At 63.8% G+C, this 15,380-nt stretch carries 15 protein-coding genes and 1 pseudogene; 5 read left to right on the top strand and 11 right to left on the bottom strand.

What is annotated here, in order from left to right; translation table 11 throughout:
* Window positions 1-217 precede the first annotated feature (217 nt).
* Window positions 218-559, top strand: coding sequence for a YcxB family protein (locus ABMA59_RS24410; protein ID WP_349008004.1), 342 nt, complete (start codon window positions 218-220; stop codon window positions 557-559).
* 261 nt (window positions 560-820) lie between these two features.
* Window positions 821-2,230 (top strand): MATE family efflux transporter, encoded by a 1,410-nt coding sequence (locus tag ABMA59_RS24405; protein ID WP_349008003.1) that lies wholly within the window; start codon window positions 821-823, stop codon window positions 2,228-2,230.
* A 171-nt stretch (window positions 2,231-2,401) separates the two neighbouring features.
* Here ABMA59_RS24405 and ABMA59_RS24400 read toward each other — a convergent pair whose 3' ends face one another.
* From ABMA59_RS24400 to speB, 9 genes are all read right to left on the bottom strand, one after another.
* Entirely contained in the window at window positions 2,402-3,175 is a 774-nt protein-coding gene (locus tag ABMA59_RS24400) for a carbon-nitrogen hydrolase family protein (RefSeq protein WP_349008002.1), read from the bottom strand.
* Window positions 3,176-3,264: 89 nt separating this feature from the next.
* Window positions 3,265-4,053 carry an ABC transporter permease gene (locus ABMA59_RS24395; RefSeq protein WP_349008001.1) on the bottom strand — a complete coding sequence of 263 codons (789 nt, stop codon included), beginning with the start codon at window positions 4,051-4,053 and terminating at the stop codon, window positions 3,265-3,267.
* Entirely contained in the window at window positions 4,050-4,904 is an 855-nt protein-coding gene (locus tag ABMA59_RS24390) for an ABC transporter permease (protein WP_349008000.1), read from the bottom strand. The genes ABMA59_RS24395 and ABMA59_RS24390 overlap by 4 nt, the downstream gene beginning before the upstream one ends.
* A gap of 187 nt (window positions 4,905-5,091) precedes the next feature.
* Window positions 5,092-6,129: an ABC transporter ATP-binding protein gene (locus ABMA59_RS24385; protein WP_349007999.1), complete on the bottom strand. Its 1,038-nt coding sequence runs from the start codon at window positions 6,127-6,129 to the stop codon at window positions 5,092-5,094.
* Between the two features lie 163 nt (window positions 6,130-6,292).
* A complete protein-coding gene (locus tag ABMA59_RS24380) occupies window positions 6,293-7,381 on the bottom strand; it encodes an ABC transporter substrate-binding protein (RefSeq protein WP_349007998.1) in 1,089 nt (362 codons plus the stop codon).
* A 62-nt stretch (window positions 7,382-7,443) separates the two neighbouring features.
* A complete protein-coding gene (locus ABMA59_RS24375; RefSeq protein ID WP_349007997.1) occupies window positions 7,444-8,091 on the bottom strand; it encodes an amino acid ABC transporter permease in 648 nt (215 codons plus the stop codon).
* Window positions 8,088-8,756, bottom strand: a complete 669-nt coding sequence (locus ABMA59_RS24370) for an amino acid ABC transporter permease (RefSeq protein ID WP_349007996.1) — start codon at window positions 8,754-8,756, stop codon at window positions 8,088-8,090. Before ABMA59_RS24370 ends, ABMA59_RS24375 begins: the two co-directional genes overlap by 4 nt.
* Window positions 8,757-8,761: 5 nt before the next feature.
* Entirely contained in the window at window positions 8,762-9,571 is an 810-nt protein-coding gene (locus ABMA59_RS24365) for a transporter substrate-binding domain-containing protein (RefSeq protein ID WP_349007995.1), read from the bottom strand.
* Window positions 9,572-9,662: 91 nt separating this feature from the next.
* On the bottom strand, window positions 9,663-10,724 hold the full coding sequence (gene speB, locus ABMA59_RS24360; protein WP_349007994.1) for an agmatinase: 1,062 nt from the start codon (window positions 10,722-10,724) through the stop codon (window positions 9,663-9,665).
* 214 nt (window positions 10,725-10,938) lie between these two features.
* On the opposite strand from speB, the gene ABMA59_RS24355 reads away from it, so the two are divergent.
* On the top strand, window positions 10,939-11,901 hold the full coding sequence (locus ABMA59_RS24355; protein ID WP_349007993.1) for a LysR substrate-binding domain-containing protein: 963 nt from the start codon (window positions 10,939-10,941) through the stop codon (window positions 11,899-11,901).
* Window positions 11,902-12,086: 185 nt separating this feature from the next.
* On the top strand, window positions 12,087-12,836 hold the full coding sequence (locus ABMA59_RS24350; protein ID WP_349007992.1) for an SDR family NAD(P)-dependent oxidoreductase: 750 nt from the start codon (window positions 12,087-12,089) through the stop codon (window positions 12,834-12,836).
* A 10-nt stretch (window positions 12,837-12,846) separates the two neighbouring features.
* Here ABMA59_RS24350 and ABMA59_RS24345 read toward each other — a convergent pair.
* Window positions 12,847-13,272: pseudogene (locus ABMA59_RS24345) on the bottom strand (VOC family protein); the annotation flags it as partial.
* 174 nt (window positions 13,273-13,446) lie between these two features.
* Here ABMA59_RS24345 and ABMA59_RS24340 point away from each other — a divergent pair.
* A complete protein-coding gene (locus tag ABMA59_RS24340; RefSeq protein WP_349007991.1) occupies window positions 13,447-14,199 on the top strand; it encodes an SDR family NAD(P)-dependent oxidoreductase in 753 nt (250 codons plus the stop codon).
* Between the two features lie 28 nt (window positions 14,200-14,227).
* Here ABMA59_RS24340 and ABMA59_RS24335 read toward each other — a convergent pair whose 3' ends face one another.
* The gene (locus ABMA59_RS24335) at window positions 14,228-15,238 is read right to left on the bottom strand and encodes a methyltransferase (protein ID WP_349007990.1); all 1,011 of its coding nucleotides are present in this window, start codon (window positions 15,236-15,238) and stop codon (window positions 14,228-14,230) included.
* Window positions 15,239-15,380: the final 142 nt, after the last annotated feature.

Below are 15,380 nucleotides of genomic sequence, written 5' to 3'. Positions count from 1 at the left end.
CCAACTCGCTTGGGACTGTCGGCGAATATTCATATTGGAGCTTCGTCAGCACGCCATGGCCTCAGTCTCGTTTCGTCCGACCGTCGATGATCTGATCGCGGCGAACCGACTTTACTTTTTCGTATCGTTCAAAGGTCGGAGACTCTTTTGCCTCTGCTTATCGGTTGTCGCGGTTTGTACGATAATTTCAATATATACCGCTTGGAATGAAGGATTTGTGGCTGGAATAGCTGAATGGGCATACATGATGCTGCTTATTTTTACAGCTCTTGGTGCTATCCTATTATCGATCCATATTTTGTTGCCGTGGCGCGTTCGTCGCATCTTTGCGCAGCAGAAGTCTCTTCACGACGAAATTCATATTGATTGGTCGGACGAGGAAATCGCGTTCAAATCAGAGCGAGGCTATTTCAAGTTCCGCTGGAATGATTTTGTAAAAATAGCTGAAAGCAAAGAAGTCATCATTCTGCATCAGAGCGATGTAATGTTCAACTTCATCCCGAAGCGAGTCTTGTCGACGGATCAGGCTGCCAGCATGATGTCGCATGGCGCTGGTTAGCATAGACGGGCGCGGGGCATCTCTGGTCGTATTCCAACCGCGCTTCTGGTGGCGTGAAGGTTGGCAAGGAGGATAGGGAAAACCCAGCCACTATCGCCCCCCTTCCTTCCCTGGCTCAATCGAACGGGGCACCTCCCTTATTGCCATTCCCCACGGTTTGAGACAAAAGGCTCCGGCAGCGTGGAGTCCGGTGGATTCTGAGCCTAATCCGCGGCTTCCGGCAGAAAGCGCCGACGCGCCGCGATCCGAAAGATGACGACAATGACCGCGATCGAAGCCGGCGTGCGAGCGTCGGAAAATCCATGGCGCGGCGAGATCAAGGCGATGCTGGCGCTCGGCTGGCCGATGATCCTCACCAATCTTGGCCAGACGGCCATGAACGCCACCGACGTGATGCTGATGGGCCGGCTGGGACCGCAGGCGCTGGCTGCCGGCGCGCTCGGCTCGAACCTCTATTTCATGCCGCTGATCTTCGGTCTCGGCCTGATGCTGGCGACCTCGCCGATGATCGCCACCGAACTCGGCCGCAAGCGCCACTCGGTGCGCGACGTGCGCCGCACCGTGCGCCAGGGCCTGTGGCTGGCCGTGCTGATCTCGATCCCGATCTGGATCTTCCTGTGGAACGCCGAGGCCGTCCTGAACTGGATGGGCCAGGAACCCGAACTGGCGGCGCAGGCCGGCACCTATGTGCGCTGGCTGCAATGGGCGGTGCTGCCGTTCTACGGCTACATCGTGCTGCGCTCCTTCATCTCGGCGCTGGAACGGCCGGGATGGGCGCTCATCATCGTCTTCATCGCGGTGGTGCTGAATGCCGTGCTGGCTTGGTGCCTGATGTTCGGCCATCTCGGCCTGCCGGCGATGGGCGTCGCCGGGGCCGGGCTGGCGACGTCGCTGGCGAGCGCCTTCATGTTTGTCGGCCTGGCCTGCGTGGTTGCGCTGGAGAAGAAATTCCGCCGCTACAGGATGTTCGGGCGCTTCTGGCGTGCCGACTGGCCGCGCTTCAAGGCATTGCTGGCGCTCGGCCTGCCCATTGCCGGCATTCTGGCCTTCGAGGTGACGATCTTCAATGCGGCAGCCCTTCTGATGGGGCTGATCTCGCCGGCATCGCTGGCCGCGCACGCCATCGCCATCCAGATCGCCTCGATCTCCTTCATGGTGCCGCTGGGCCTGAACCAGGCGGTGACCGTGCGGGTGGGGCTCGCCTTCGGTGCCCGCGACCCGGATGGGATCGCCCGCGCCGGCTGGACGGCCTATGTGATCGGCGTCGGCTTCATGGCGCTGATGGCGCTGACCATGATCACCGTTCCGAACTTTCTGATCAGCGCCTTCATCGACATGGGCGCGCCGGAGAATGCCGAGGTGATTGCGCTGGCGGTGACTTTTTTGGCCTTCGCCGGCCTGTTCCAGATTGCCGACGGCGCGCAGGCGGTCGGCGCCGGCATGCTGCGCGGCCTGCACGACACCAAAGTCCCGATGATCTATGCGGCGATCGGCTATTGGGGCATCGGCTTGCCGCTCGGCGTGCTCCTGGCCTTCCCGTTGGGACTGAAGGGCAACGGCATCTGGATCGGCCTGTCGGTCGGGCTGGTGGTGGTGGCGGCGCTGCTGCTCACCCGCTGGCTGCGGCGCGGGCGGCTAGGGCTGATGGACGAGAAGCGGGCGTTTGGGTGAGGAGCGGTCCGCGAAGCGGACGAAAAGCCAACGATTTGGCTTTTCGAGGGACGAACGCCCTGAGCGAAAACGGAGGGCCGGGGCGGTGCGAGATTGGAGCTTCAAAGGAGTTGAGCGCCTGAATAGAACGGAGCCATAGCCAGGCTCTGAGCAGCCCCCGTCGCAGAACTTCTACACCCTCAAATCCCTCAGATACGTATTCGCCTCCGCCGAAGCGGCGAACCTCGCCGGGTCGATGTCGGCGATCAGCAGCGCCTCGCCGGTCGCGTCGGCCTCTGCCAGCAGCGAACCGTCCGGCGCCGCTATCGCCGACAGGCCGGCAAACGAAAACAGCGGGTCGGCGCCGCAATGGTTGGCGTATGCGACAAAAACCTGGTTCTCGAAGGCCCTGACCGGGATCATCTTGCGTGCGATAAGTTCAGAATGGTCGCTGACTGGCAGCGCCGTCGGCACGATGACCAGCGCCACACCGGTCTGGGCGAGACGGCGCACGGTTTCGGGGAACTCGACATCGTAGCAGATCAGCATGCCGGTCTTGACGCCGCGATGTTCGAAAACCGTGGCGCCGGGCGGGGCGGGCGTAAACAGGCCGCGCTCGTAGGGGCCGTAGAGATGCGCCTTGCGGTAGATGACGGGCGGCTCTTCGCCGTCGACATAGAACGCGCTGTTCCATACCGTATCGCCGTCGCGCTCGGCGAAGCCGACGGCGAGCGCGATACCGAGGCGCGCCGACAAGACGGCCAAGTGCTTGGCGGTGGGGCCGTTTGCCGGCTCAGCCAGCTTGGTCATCGCTTCTCCCGCGCCGTATCCGGTGACAGCAAGCTCCGGCGCCACCAGCAGGTCAGCGCCTTGCGCCGCCGCGTCTTCCGCCGCGCGTTCTATGCGGGCGAGGTTTGCGGCGACGTCGCCGGCTTTCGCCTGCATTTGCAGGATGGCTAAGCGCATCGGTACAGTCTCATTCGAACTTGAGCGCCGTCCTTAGCCGAACCGCAGGACCGCTGCGAGAGGCGATAGCACGAAACGCCCTGCCAGGATCACATCGCACCCAGCAGTTTTCGGATGTCGCCGAAGCGTGCGATAAGCCCGAACACAACAGCCGCGATCGCCACGAAGAACACCGAGACCGCCGCCATGGTCGGCGTATAGCCGTAGCGTAGCGCGTTGAAGATTTTTATCGGCAGCGTTTCGACGGTGAAGCCGACAGTCATGTAGGCGACGATGTATTCATTGAGCGACAGCACGAAGGCGAAGGCATAACCCGAGACGAGATAGGGCAGGATCAGCGGCAGCACCACCGTCTTCAGCACCGTGCGGTCGTCGGCGCCCATGGTGGAGGCGGCCTCGACCAGCGAGCGGTCGATCGACGCGAAGCCGAGGGAGAGTGTGACCAGCGGCAGGGTGACGAAAAAGATGCCGTGGCTGATCGCCGCCGTCCAGGGCTGGCCATAGAGCCCGCTGGAGGCCCAGAAGGTCAGCAGGCCGAGCGCGGTGATTACCGGCGGCAGCACGAAAGGCGCGACGCCGAGCAGTTGGAAAATGTTCGCCCACGGCGCGATGCGCCGCCACAGGAACCAGGACAGCGGCAGCGCGATGGCGACCGCGATCGCCGCCGAGGTGACGGCGAGCAGCAGTGAGGCGATCAGCGCCGAGCGCCAGGCCGGATCGGCGAAAATCTGCGCGTACCAGGCGAGCGAAAAACCGACCGGCGGGAAGGTCAGGTCCTGCTTCTGGTTGACCGAAACGCCGGCGACCACCATCAGCGGCAGCGCCAGGAAGAAGGCGACGGCGAAGAAATACAGCCGGCGAAGCATTTTGTCCCTCATCCCGCATTCTCCTTGCGTCCGACCAGAAGCGTCAGGCCGACCAGCCCGAGCGAGATCAGCACCAGGAACACCGCCATAGCCGCCGCGAAGGGCATGTTCGACTGGTAGATCGCCTGGTCGGTGATCAGCACCGACAGCGTCCAGTGCTGTGGCCGGCCAAGAATCTGCGGCAGCAGATAGGAACCGAGCGCGAAGATGAAGGCCATGATGATGGTGGCGACGATGGTGTTGCGCAGCGCCGGCACGACGACGTTGAAGAAGGCGCGCACCGGCGAGGCGCCGAGCGTGCGCGCCGCCTCCAGCAGCGTCGGATCGAGCCGCACCAGAGCGGGGTAGAGCACAAGGATCGTGTAGGGCAGCGCCTGATAGACCATGGCCGTCATCACCGCGCCGAAGGAGGGCGACAGCGCAACGGGGGCACTCATCAGGCCGAGCCAGCCGAACAGGTTCGTGATGCCGGCGGTGCGCGAGAACAGCGTCGACCACGAAAAGCCGATGATGACTTCCGACAGCGACAGCACCGACAGCAGGCAGACCAGCCATATCGTCTGCACTTTTCGCGATTGTTTCGTCAGCAGATAGGTGAACGGGAAAGCGATGACGACGCAGCAGACCGACACCAGCACCGACAGCAGCAGCGAGAACCCAAGCACGCGGCCGAAGAACAGCGACAGGAAACGGCCGTAATTGTCGAGGGTGAACGCCGTCTTGTAGAAGCCGGCGGGATCACGCTGGAAGAAGCTGACGGCAATCATCGTCGAGAACGGGATGACGAAGAAGACGATCAGCATCAGGCCGGGAAACACCAGCGGCGTGTAGTCGGCCAGCGTTTTGGGCGGCTCGCGTCTCATGGGCGGGACTCCGCGATAGCCGCGCCCCCTCCACCACGCTTCGCGTGGTCCCCCTCCCCCGTGAACGGGGGAGGATCCAGGTCGTGCCGGCAGCGCCGTCGCTGTTCCTCCCCTGCGAAGCGAGGGAGGGGGACCGCCGAAGGCGGTGGAGGGGGCGCGCAAGCCAGCAAGGAGAGGATCGCCGATGTCATGACTTCACCACCACACAGGCTTGCGGCGGCAGTGTCACGCCGACCTTCGCGCCGGTCGCGACATCGACGCGCTCGCGTGGTGTCGTCACAGCGACGATGGTGGCGCCGCCGGCTTCGATATAGGTCTCGATCGTCGCTCCGAGGTCGCGCACGAAGGTGACCGTGCCGTCGATGGCGCCGGCGGAAGGCGGGCCGAGATGCACGTCCTCTGGCCGCACCGACACGGAGGATTTCGCCGCGCCGGCGGGCAGCGATAGGCCGGGGATGACCGTGCCGAGGATCGAGGCGCGGCCTGCGCCGTCGGCGCTGGCCTCGAGCAGATTGGTCGAGCCGATGAAGTCGGCGACGAAGGCGTCGGCGGGTTTCCGGTAAATGTCGATGGGCGCGGCGGCCTGGCGGATTTTCCCCTGGCCCATGACCACGACGAGATCGGCCATGGTCATGGCTTCGCGCTGGTCGTGGGTGACGACGATTGTTGTGATGCCCAGCCGCTGCTGCAATTGCCGCAACTCGACCTGCATGGATTCACGCAATTTTGCGTCGAGCGCCGACATCGGTTCGTCGAGCAGGAACAGTTTCGGCGACAGCGCCAGCGCCCTTGCGATGGCGACCCGCTGCCGCTGGCCGCCGGAAAGTTTTGCCACCGGACGATCGGCGAAGCCCGGCAGGTGGACGAGCTTCAGCAGTTCGTCGGCACGCGCCTTCTGTTGGTCCTTCGAGGAGCCGCGGATGCGCAGCGCATAGGAGATGTTGTCGCCGACCGAAAGGTGCGGGAACAGCGCAAGCGACTGGAACACCATGCCGAAATTGCGCTTGTGGGTCGGTGTCTTGGTGATGTCCTCGCCGTCTATGGCGATCTCGCCCGCGCTAGGTTCCTCAAGCCCCGCGATCATCCTCAAGAGCGTGGTCTTGCCGCAGCCCGACGGGCCGAGCAGGCAGACGAAGGTGCCGTGCGGCACCGAAAGATTCACGCTGTCCACGGCTTTGAAATCGCCGAACTGCTTGGTGACAGATTTGATGGCCAGGCCGGACATGGAGTTCCCCCTTCACCCTCCCCCTTGTGGGGAGGGTCGGTGAGCAGGCTGAGTGAAACGAAGTTTGCGAGCCGGGGTGGGGGCGAAACTAGACCCTTTTTTCCCTCACCCCGCTCGCTTTGCTCGCGACCCTCCCCACGAGGGGGGGAGGGTAAGAGGCTTCTCAGCCCGCGATCATCTCCGTCCATTTCTGGTTCAGCCAGTCGGACTTCGTGGTGTAGAGGTCGTAGCGCGGGATGATCGGCGGGATTTCCGACGACACGGCCGCGAATTCCTCCGCCGTCAGGTCGAGCTTGTCCTTCTTCAGCGTCGGCGCGGTTCCGACCTTGCGCGACATCAGGCCCTGGATCGACGGCTGGCTCATATAGTCGATGAAGACATGCGCCTCGTCGGCCTTTTGCGAGGCGCGGGAGATGACCCAGTTTCCGGAATCCTGGATGCCGCCCTCCTTCGGGAAGGTGGAGCGCACCGGCTGGCCGTCGGCGGCGGCAAGGCCGGTCACGTCGTGGTAATATTGCCCCATCGGGATCTCGCCCGACTTCAGCGCCTGCTCGAACTGCGCCTCGTCGCGATACCAGAGGCGGACATTGGGTTTCACCTCCGCCAGCTTCTCGAAGGCCTTTATCTGGCCCTCCTCGGTGTCGAGCGCGTTGGTGCCGCCGAAGAAGGTCTTTGCGGTCACTTCCAGCAGGAAGGAGTTGGAGACCAGCGCCAGTAGGCCGAGCTTGTCGGCGTTTGCCGGATCCCACAGTGCCTGCCACGAGGTCGGGGCTTCCTTGTAGACGTCGGTGTTGGTGACCAGCGTGATGTACCACGCCACCGCGCCGATGCCGGCGATACGGCCGTCGGGATATTTGTTGATGAATTGCGGCAGCAGGTCGCCGAAATTCTTGATCTTCTTCTCGTCGATCGGCACCCAGAGTTCGGTGGACTGGCCCTTGAGCGTCGAGGTCTGCGACATCATCGACACGTCGGCCGGGGCCTGTCCTGCCTTGGCCGCCTGTTCGAGCTGCACTAGCCAGGCCTCGCCCGTCGGCTCGGCGACCGATTCCACCGCGATGCCGGTCGCCTTGGTGAATTCGGGGAAGATGTGCTCGTCGAAGGATTTCTGGAAATAGCCGCCATAGACGCCGACCTTCAGCGACTTGTCCTGCGCGCGCAGGATCGACGGCAGGGCGAGAACGCCGGTGGCGGCGAGTGCGCCTGACAGCACCGTGCGACGGCTGAGCGGACCCTTCAGAATTTTTTGCATTTCATTTCTCCTGTTTTGGCCGACGTTGCGGCGGTTCCCATATGGTCAAGCGATGACGAGGTTCAGTGCGCGGCTGCGCGGCTCTCCAGCATCCTCGCATATTGAGTGAGAGGATAGCACAGCACGAAAAAGATCAGCGCGACCAGCCCATAAACGGTGAACGGCTCGAAGGTCGCATTGTTGATGGCGTTCGAGGTTCTCAAAAGCTCCTCGAATCCGATGATCGAGGTCAGCGCCGTCGCCTTGATAAGCTGGACAAGGAAGCCGACGACCGGCGCCCGGGTGATCGAGAAGGCTTGCGGCAGGATGACCAGCCGCAACTCCTGGACATAGTGCAGCCCGAGGCTGGCGCCGGCATCCCATTGGCCGCGCGGCAGCGCGTCGACGCCACTGCGCCAGATTTCGGCGAGGTAGGCGCTGGCGAAGAAGGTCAGGCCGAGCACGGCCGCCATCCATGGTTCGATACGCAGCCCGAGCATTGGCAGGCCGAAAAACATCAGGAAGAGCTGCATCAGCAGCGGGGTGCCCTGGAACAGCGCGATGTAGCCGCTGCCGAAGCGCCTTGCCCACTTGGCCTTGGATATCCTGAGCAGCAGGATGGCGATGCCGACGATGGCGCCGCCGGCAAAGGCGGCAACCGACAGCAGGATCGTCCAGCGCGTGGCGAAGAGCAGGTTGCGCACGATGTCCCAGAAGGTGAACTCGATCATGTCACACCCGCCGACAACATCCTCTGCCCGCCTTTGACGAGGAGACGCCGCAATCCGATCGAGAGGCCGAGATAGACGGCGGTGACGACAAGATAGGTCTCGAACGCGCGGAAGGTTCTGGCCTGCAGCATATCAGCCTCATAGGTGAGTTCGCGCACCGCGATCTGCGACACGACCGCGGATTCCAGCATCATGATCACGATCTGGCTGGTCAGCGCCGGAAAGATGACCTTCAGCGCCTGAGGCAGCACGATCTTGATGAACACCTGACGCGGCCGCAGTCCGAGCGCCAGCGCTGCTTCCTTCTGGCCGCGCGGCACGGCGTCGAGACCGGCGCCGACGATTTCGGTGGTATAGGCCGCCATGTTGAGCGTCATGGCGAGAATGGCGGCAACGACCGGATCGAGCCTGATGCCGAGGCTGGGCAACCCGAAGAAGATGAAGAAGAGCTGCACCAGGAACGGCGTGTTGCGGATCACCTCGACATAGAGGCCGATCGCCTGCCGCAGCAGGCGATTGCCGCCGCGCCGTCCGGCCGCCGCGAGCACGCTGAGTACGGTTCCGAGCAGCGTGGTCACGACGATCAGGAAGACCGTCATGGCGGCGCCGCGAGCAATCGCGCCGAGCGCATCGTTCAGCCAGCCGAAGTCGAGGCTGTAGGCCACAACACTCAATCCTTGAGGTTGTCAGGATTGAGCGGCGTCTTCAGCCAGGTTTCCGAGCTTTCGTTGAGCTTGCCGTCGGCCAGCATCTTGGCGACCGCGTCGTTGATCGCCTTCTTCAAGGCCTCTTCGTTCTTGTTGAGGCCAATATGCGACGGCGAGGTCAGGAGCTGGAATTTCTGCTCGGGCTTCAGCCCTTCCTGCCGGGCAAGAACCTGCGCGCCGACGTCGTTGCCGACGACCATGAGCTGGGTCTGCTCCGAAATGAAGGCCTGGATCACGGCGTTGTAGTTGTCGAAGCGGCGGATGTCGGCGGAGGCCGGCGCTGCTTCGGTCAGCGAAGTGTCCTCCAACGTGCCGCGGTTGACGGCGATGGTCTTGCCGGCGAGGTCATCCTTGCCCTTCACTTCGAGGGCGGCCGGGCCGATCACTGCGATGTAGTAGGGCGCATAGGCGGCGGCGAAGTCGATGACCTCGGCGCGTTCCTTGGAATAGCCGACGCTCATCAGCATGTCGACGCGCTTGTCCGTCAGGTAGGGGATGCGGTTCTGGCCGGTGACGCTGACCAGGTTGAGCTTGACGCCGAGGCTGTCGGCGATGGCTTGCGCGACGTCGATGTCATAGCCCTTGATGCTCATGTCGGCGCTGGCCGAGGAGAAGGGCGGGAAGTCGGAAAAGATGCCGACATTGATCTGGCCGGCGGCGGTGATGTCGGCGACCGCATCGGCACTGGCCGGCAGCGTGGCGAGGCCGAGGCCGGATGCGCCGATGAGCAGCACGGCGGCGATGGACGATTTGAGCTTCGCATGGATTGTCATTGTCGTTCCCCTTTTCTGGAAGCTGGTTTTTTTCAGAGCGGCAGTCCGATCGACGGTTCCAGGTCGGCGTCGGACTTGCCGTATTGGTAGATCAGGCCTCCTTGCCGGTGATCGCCGGGCTGAACACCATCAGCGAAAGGATCTCGAACAACACCTGCGCGCCGGCGTGAGCCGTATTGGTGGTGCTGTCATATTGCGGCGCCACCTCGACCACGTCGCCGCCGACGATGTTCAGGCCCTTCAGCCCGCGCAGGATTTCCAGCACCTCGCGGGTCGTCAGGCCGCCGACCTCCGGCGTCCCCGTGCCGGGCGCGAAGGCCGGGTCCAGGCTGTCGACGTCGAAGGAAACATAGGTCGGGCCGTCGCCGACGATTTTTTTCGCCTTCTCGATCACCGCCGGGATGCCCATGCCGGATACGTCCTCGGCGTGGATCACCGTCATGCCGGACTCGTAGGTGAACTCCCACAGATATTCGGCCGAGCCGCGGATGCCGATCTGGATGGTGCGAGTCGGATCGAGCACGCCGTCCAGCACCGCATTGCGGAACGGTCCGCCATGGTGGAATTTCGTCAGATCGTAGGCGCCGCCGGTGTCGCAATGCGCATCGATGTGGATCATGCCGACCGGACGCTTCTTGCCGACCGCCTTGAGGATCGGATGGCTGATCGAATGGTCGCCGCCGACCGACAGCGGAGCGACGCCGGCTTCGACGATTTGCCCGATGCGGCGCTCGATATCGTCGTGGCTCAATTCGAGCCGATAGCGGCTCTGGAAGGAGACGTCGCCGATGTCGGCGACGCGCAGATCCTGCACGGGGGCGCAGTCCAAAACGTGATTGTAGGGGCCGATGCGCTCTATGGCGCGCAGCGCACGCGGCCCGAAGCGCGAACCCGGGCGGTTGGTGACGCCGAGATCCATCGGCACGCCGACGATCGCCACCTGCAGGTCGCCGAAATCCGGTTCGTCATTGTCGACGGGCATGTAGGGCGCGGTCAGGAAGGTCGGGATACCGGAATAGGGAGCGAGCCGCGTACCGCTCTTGGTGAAGATCTTGTCGGCGACCCGACGGAACTGCGGGTTGAACAATTCGCCGCCGTGGCTTTCACCATATTTGCGGCGCAGCGCCTCGAGCTTGCTTTCCGAGAAACCCATGAAATCCTCCTGCGGAACCCTAACGGTGCCGATATGCTTGCGAGGGGCGTTCACGTCCGCCTGTCGCGGCGAAGCGTGTGCCCTTCGGTGTTTCCCAAGCCTGCTTTTATGATTTGAACAAAACTGCGCCGAATCCATTGAAAGATCAATTGATATTGTTATAGCGTCGCATGTGAGATTTTCTCACGAACATATCCCGCCTGGAGCGCTTGCGATGCCCGGCCGCCTGCCTCCCCTCAATCCGCTGCGCGCCTACGAGGCGACGGCCAGGCACGGTTCGCTGACCAAGGCGGCGGCGGAACTCAGCGTCACCCACGGTGCCGTCAGCCACCAGATCAAGGCGCTGGAAGCGACGCTCAAGGTCAAGCTGTTCGAGCGCTCCGGTCAGCGGCTGAAATTGTCGCCGCATGGAGCCGACCTGCTGCCGGCTGTCTCCGGCGCCTTCGAAGGCATAGCGGCGGCGACGGCTCGGCTGACGCGCCCGACAGGCTCAGGCCAGCTTTGTGTGAGCTGCGTCGCCGCGCTGCTGTCGCTCTGGGTTATCCCGCGTATCGGCAGCTTCGTCGCCCAATATCCGAACATCAGGTTGAAGCTGCGCGCCTCCAACGATCCGCGCGACCTGCGCTCGCCGGACGTGGACATCTGCGTGCACTATGGCGACCGCGACTGGAGCGACTGCTGGTTCCGCAAATGGTCGGACCTCGAATTGTTTCCCGTCGCCAGCCCGACGCTGATCAACAACCGGCCGATCCGCACGGTGCGCGACCTCGCCGACCATGTCATGCTGCATGGCGACGACGGGCGCGAATGGCACACTTGGCTCGCGGCGGCCGACGCATTGGAACTGGCCCGTGGTCCGCAACTGCAGATGAGCGACGCGCAACTGTCGACCGAGGCGGCGCTGCACGGCCATGGCGTGGCGCTCGGCGATTCGGTCACTGCCAGCGGGCTCCTGGCGCGCGGGCAACTGGTGACGCCGTTCAACCTTGCCGTGCCGGCGGTGGATTCCTTCTACGTCGCCTGCCGTGGCCAGATGAGGTCGGCCCCGGTGGTGCAGGCTTTCATAGACTGGATTTTTGCCGAGCGCGACGCCGCCGCCAGCCGCGGCGAGACGGCGGTGGCCGGCCAGATCGGCATCCGCAAGCGGCGCGCGGCAAGGGCGACGGCTGAACGATAGAAGCGGCAACCTGGAACTCGTACCGGACAAGACTTTGCTAACCGAAGGTTGCGACATTGCTCGACAGCAGACATGTGTAGTGAGCAGTCTTCGCAGCGCGGCCGGTGGTACTCAAAGGCGCCGGCATCGGTTGCGACCACGCCGCGACGGCGTGGCGTCCCTAAGACCGAAGACAGGACCGAGACATGGACATGAAGGACAAGACCGTCGTCGTCACCGGGGCGTCGAGCGGTATTGGTTTGGCGCTTACCCGCCGTTTCGCCGCGGCAGGCGCGAGAGTAGTGGCTGCCGATCTTGTCGAAAGCCCGGTCATCGACGGCGCCCGCTTTCGCCAAACCGATGTCGGCTCCGACGCAGGAATCAAGGCGTTGGTGGACGACGTGGTGGCGACGGAGGGCGGCATCGACGTGTTCTGCTCCAATGCAGGTATCGGCATGCCGATGGATGCCGAGGCGAGCGAAGAAGCCTGGGAAAGGATCATCGCCGTCAACCAGATGAGCCACATCCGTGTGGCGCGGCATGTCGTGCCGGGCATGGTGGCGCAAGGCGGCGGCCGCATCCTGATCACCGCCTCGGCGGCCGCGCTCGTGCTGTCGCTGGGCAGCGCCGGTTATCTGACCACAAAACATGCGGCACTTGGCTTCGGCGAGTGGCTGGCCTTCAGCTACCGCACGCGCGGCATCAAGGTCTCGGTACTCTGTCCCGGCGCGGTGAAGACGCCGATGATCCAGGGCATCCCCTATCTGCAGCCCGGCGCGATCGAGCCGGAGGAGGTGGCGGAAAGGGCGTTCCAGGGCATGGCGGAGGACCGCTTCATGATCACCACCCATGCCGACACACTGCCCTATTTCCAGCAGAAGGCGGCGAACTACGACGGCTTCATCGGTTTCGCCGCCGATTTCCGCGACAAGGCGATGGGCGTCAAGCCGGCGTGACGGTAGAGGCTCACTCCGCCGGGCCGGCGAACAGGATCAGGTTGCCGTCTGGGTCGAGCACGATGAAATTCAGAGCGCCCCACCGTTCTTCGCGCAGCGGCTTGTGGAATGTCGCACCGGCCTTTTGAAAGTCCTCGAACAGTTTTTTGATTTCGCCGCTCGTTTCCAGATTGATCGCCGCCGACAGCAGGTCCTCGCGCCGCCTGATGTTGCCGACGAACACCGGTTCGTCGACATGCCGCAGCGATAGCCGCGCATTGTCGCGCCGGACCTGCCCGTAGAAAGGCGGCTCGCCATAGACGAAATCGACCGCGAATCCGAGTTTTTGCGTGAAGTAGGCGCAGGATGCATCGATGTCGGCAACGAACAACTGCGCCGCCATCGACACGAAGGAGGGGCGGCGTGCGGTCATGACGGGCTCCTTTCGCGGCGCAGTTTTTGGCACGTGCGGGTTGCGCTGTCGATGCGGCGCGCCTCTTGCGGTGAGCCGATGGGCTGTCGGCCGTTGGCGCGACGGAATAATGTCTGGTAGGCGCGATAGCATCCGACAGTCGTGCTATCTGACGTCGGACGCCGTGGCCGAGTCGGCGCCGAGGATGGGAGGATGTTCATGAATGATGCAAAGCCGCTCGACGGCAAGGTTGCGATCGTCACCGGGGCAGCGGGCGGCGTGGGGCGGGCGACCGTCGAGCTTCTGACCCGGCGCGGCGCATCGGTGGTGGCCGAGGACGTCGACGCCAGGGTTTCGAAGCTTGAGGCTTCGAATGTCGCAACCGTGGCCGGCGATGTGCGAAAGGCCGAGACGGCGCGCAAGGCTGCCGAGACCGCGCTGTCGCGTTTCGGGCGCCTCGACATCCTGGTCAACAATGCCGCCGTGATCATCACCAAGGACATTCTCTCGACCGGAGAGGATGAATGGAACGACCTGATGGCGGTCAACGTAACCGGGGTGTTCCATCATTGTCGTGCGGTGCTGCCGGAAATGATCAGGCAAAAGAGCGGGTCCATCGTCAGTGTCAGCTCGATTTCGGGTCTGGTCGGCTTGCCGTTGCAGGCCGCCTATTGCGCCAGCAAGGGCGCGATCGTGCAACTGACCCGCCAGCTCGCCGTGGACTATGCGGAACATGGCGTTCGGGTGAATTCGGTGGCGCCGGGCTCGGTCGATACACCGTTCCTGACCCGCTATCTGGACAGCCAGCCCGACCCGGTGGCCGCCGAGCGCGCCATCAAGGCCGCGCATCCGATTGGCCGCATCGGTTCGCCGCGGGAAATCGCCGAGGCAATTGCCTTCCTCGCTTCCGACGCCTCGTCCTTCGTCACCGGCGCGATCCTGTCGGCCGACGGCGGCTACGTGGCGCGGTAGTTTGCCTGCACCGGCCGGTGTTGGCGAATCAGGCAGGCTTGGTCTCGACGATCGAAAAAGCCGAGCGCGTGCGGATCAGTCTCGGCTCGCCGAAGCCGGTATGCCGGAACAGCACGGCATATTCGGCCAGCGATCGCTCCTTCGCGCCTGGGTATAGCATCATCATGTGCATGTCGGCGAGAAAGTTGATCGGATCGGTCTCGCCGGGCGTGGCGTCGAGCACGCGTTCGATGACCAGCAGGCTGCCATCCGCCCGAATCGCCTCGCGGCAGCGCGACAGGATGACTAGACAGCGGGCGTCGTTCCAGTCGTGCAGGATCTGCGACATGGTATAGATGTTGCCGCCTGCCGGAATGCGGTCGAAAAAATTCCCGGTGTCGATTGTGCAGCGGCCCGCAGCGGCGCCGAACACGGTCTGGTCCATCGAGCGGGTTGCCGCCTGATCCAGCAGGATGCCGCGCGGGCCGGGATACCGGCCGAGAATGGCCGCGAGCAGCGCGCCGTTGCCGCCGCCGACATCCACGACCAGTTGCGCCTGCGAAAAATCGTAGGCGTCAACGACCGCGGCATGACGGTCGTCGGGACTGTGCTGCATGAAGGCGTCGAAGATGGCGGCTTCCGCCGGATTCTGCGCGAGATAGTCGAAATAGGGTTTTCCATATTCGGCCTCGAAGGGCGTATCGCCGCTCATCGCCTGGCCGGCCGCGCCCCAGACAGCCCATGAACTCGCCATGCCGTAATAGCGCGAAGCATAATGAAGCGTGGGCACGGAATCCTTGCGCAGGTGCCGGGAGTCCTCCGTGTGGCTGACGTCGCCAGCGTTCGAGACGGTGAACAATCCGAAGGCCGACAGCGCGCACAAAAGCCGCTCCAGCCGTTCGGGATCGGCGCCGCACTCCGCCGCTAGTTCTGAGATCGGCCGTCCCACCGCACCGATGCGGTCCGCCACCTCAAGCGAACAGGCGATTTCGATCAGCCGGGAGACCTGGTAGCCCCGCACCAGCGCATTAACGCGTGAAAAGCCAGGCACGTTCGCCACGCGACCCTCCATCGCCAGGCGGCATCGGCCGGGTAGCCCATGGCGTGCCAACGCCTTGCGGACATTCAACGCGCCAGGCGGCCCTGCGTCAATGGTGTCAGCATCAGGCAGGACCAAAGGAAAGCTGGCGCACTGGAAAAAA

The organism is Mesorhizobium yinganensis, from assembly GCF_040081985.1.
In the GTDB taxonomy this organism is placed as follows: Bacteria; Pseudomonadota; Alphaproteobacteria; order Rhizobiales; family Rhizobiaceae; genus Kumtagia; species Kumtagia yinganensis.
The sequence above is the reverse complement of the archived record's forward strand: the minus strand, read 5'-3'. Positions and strand labels throughout refer to the sequence as shown.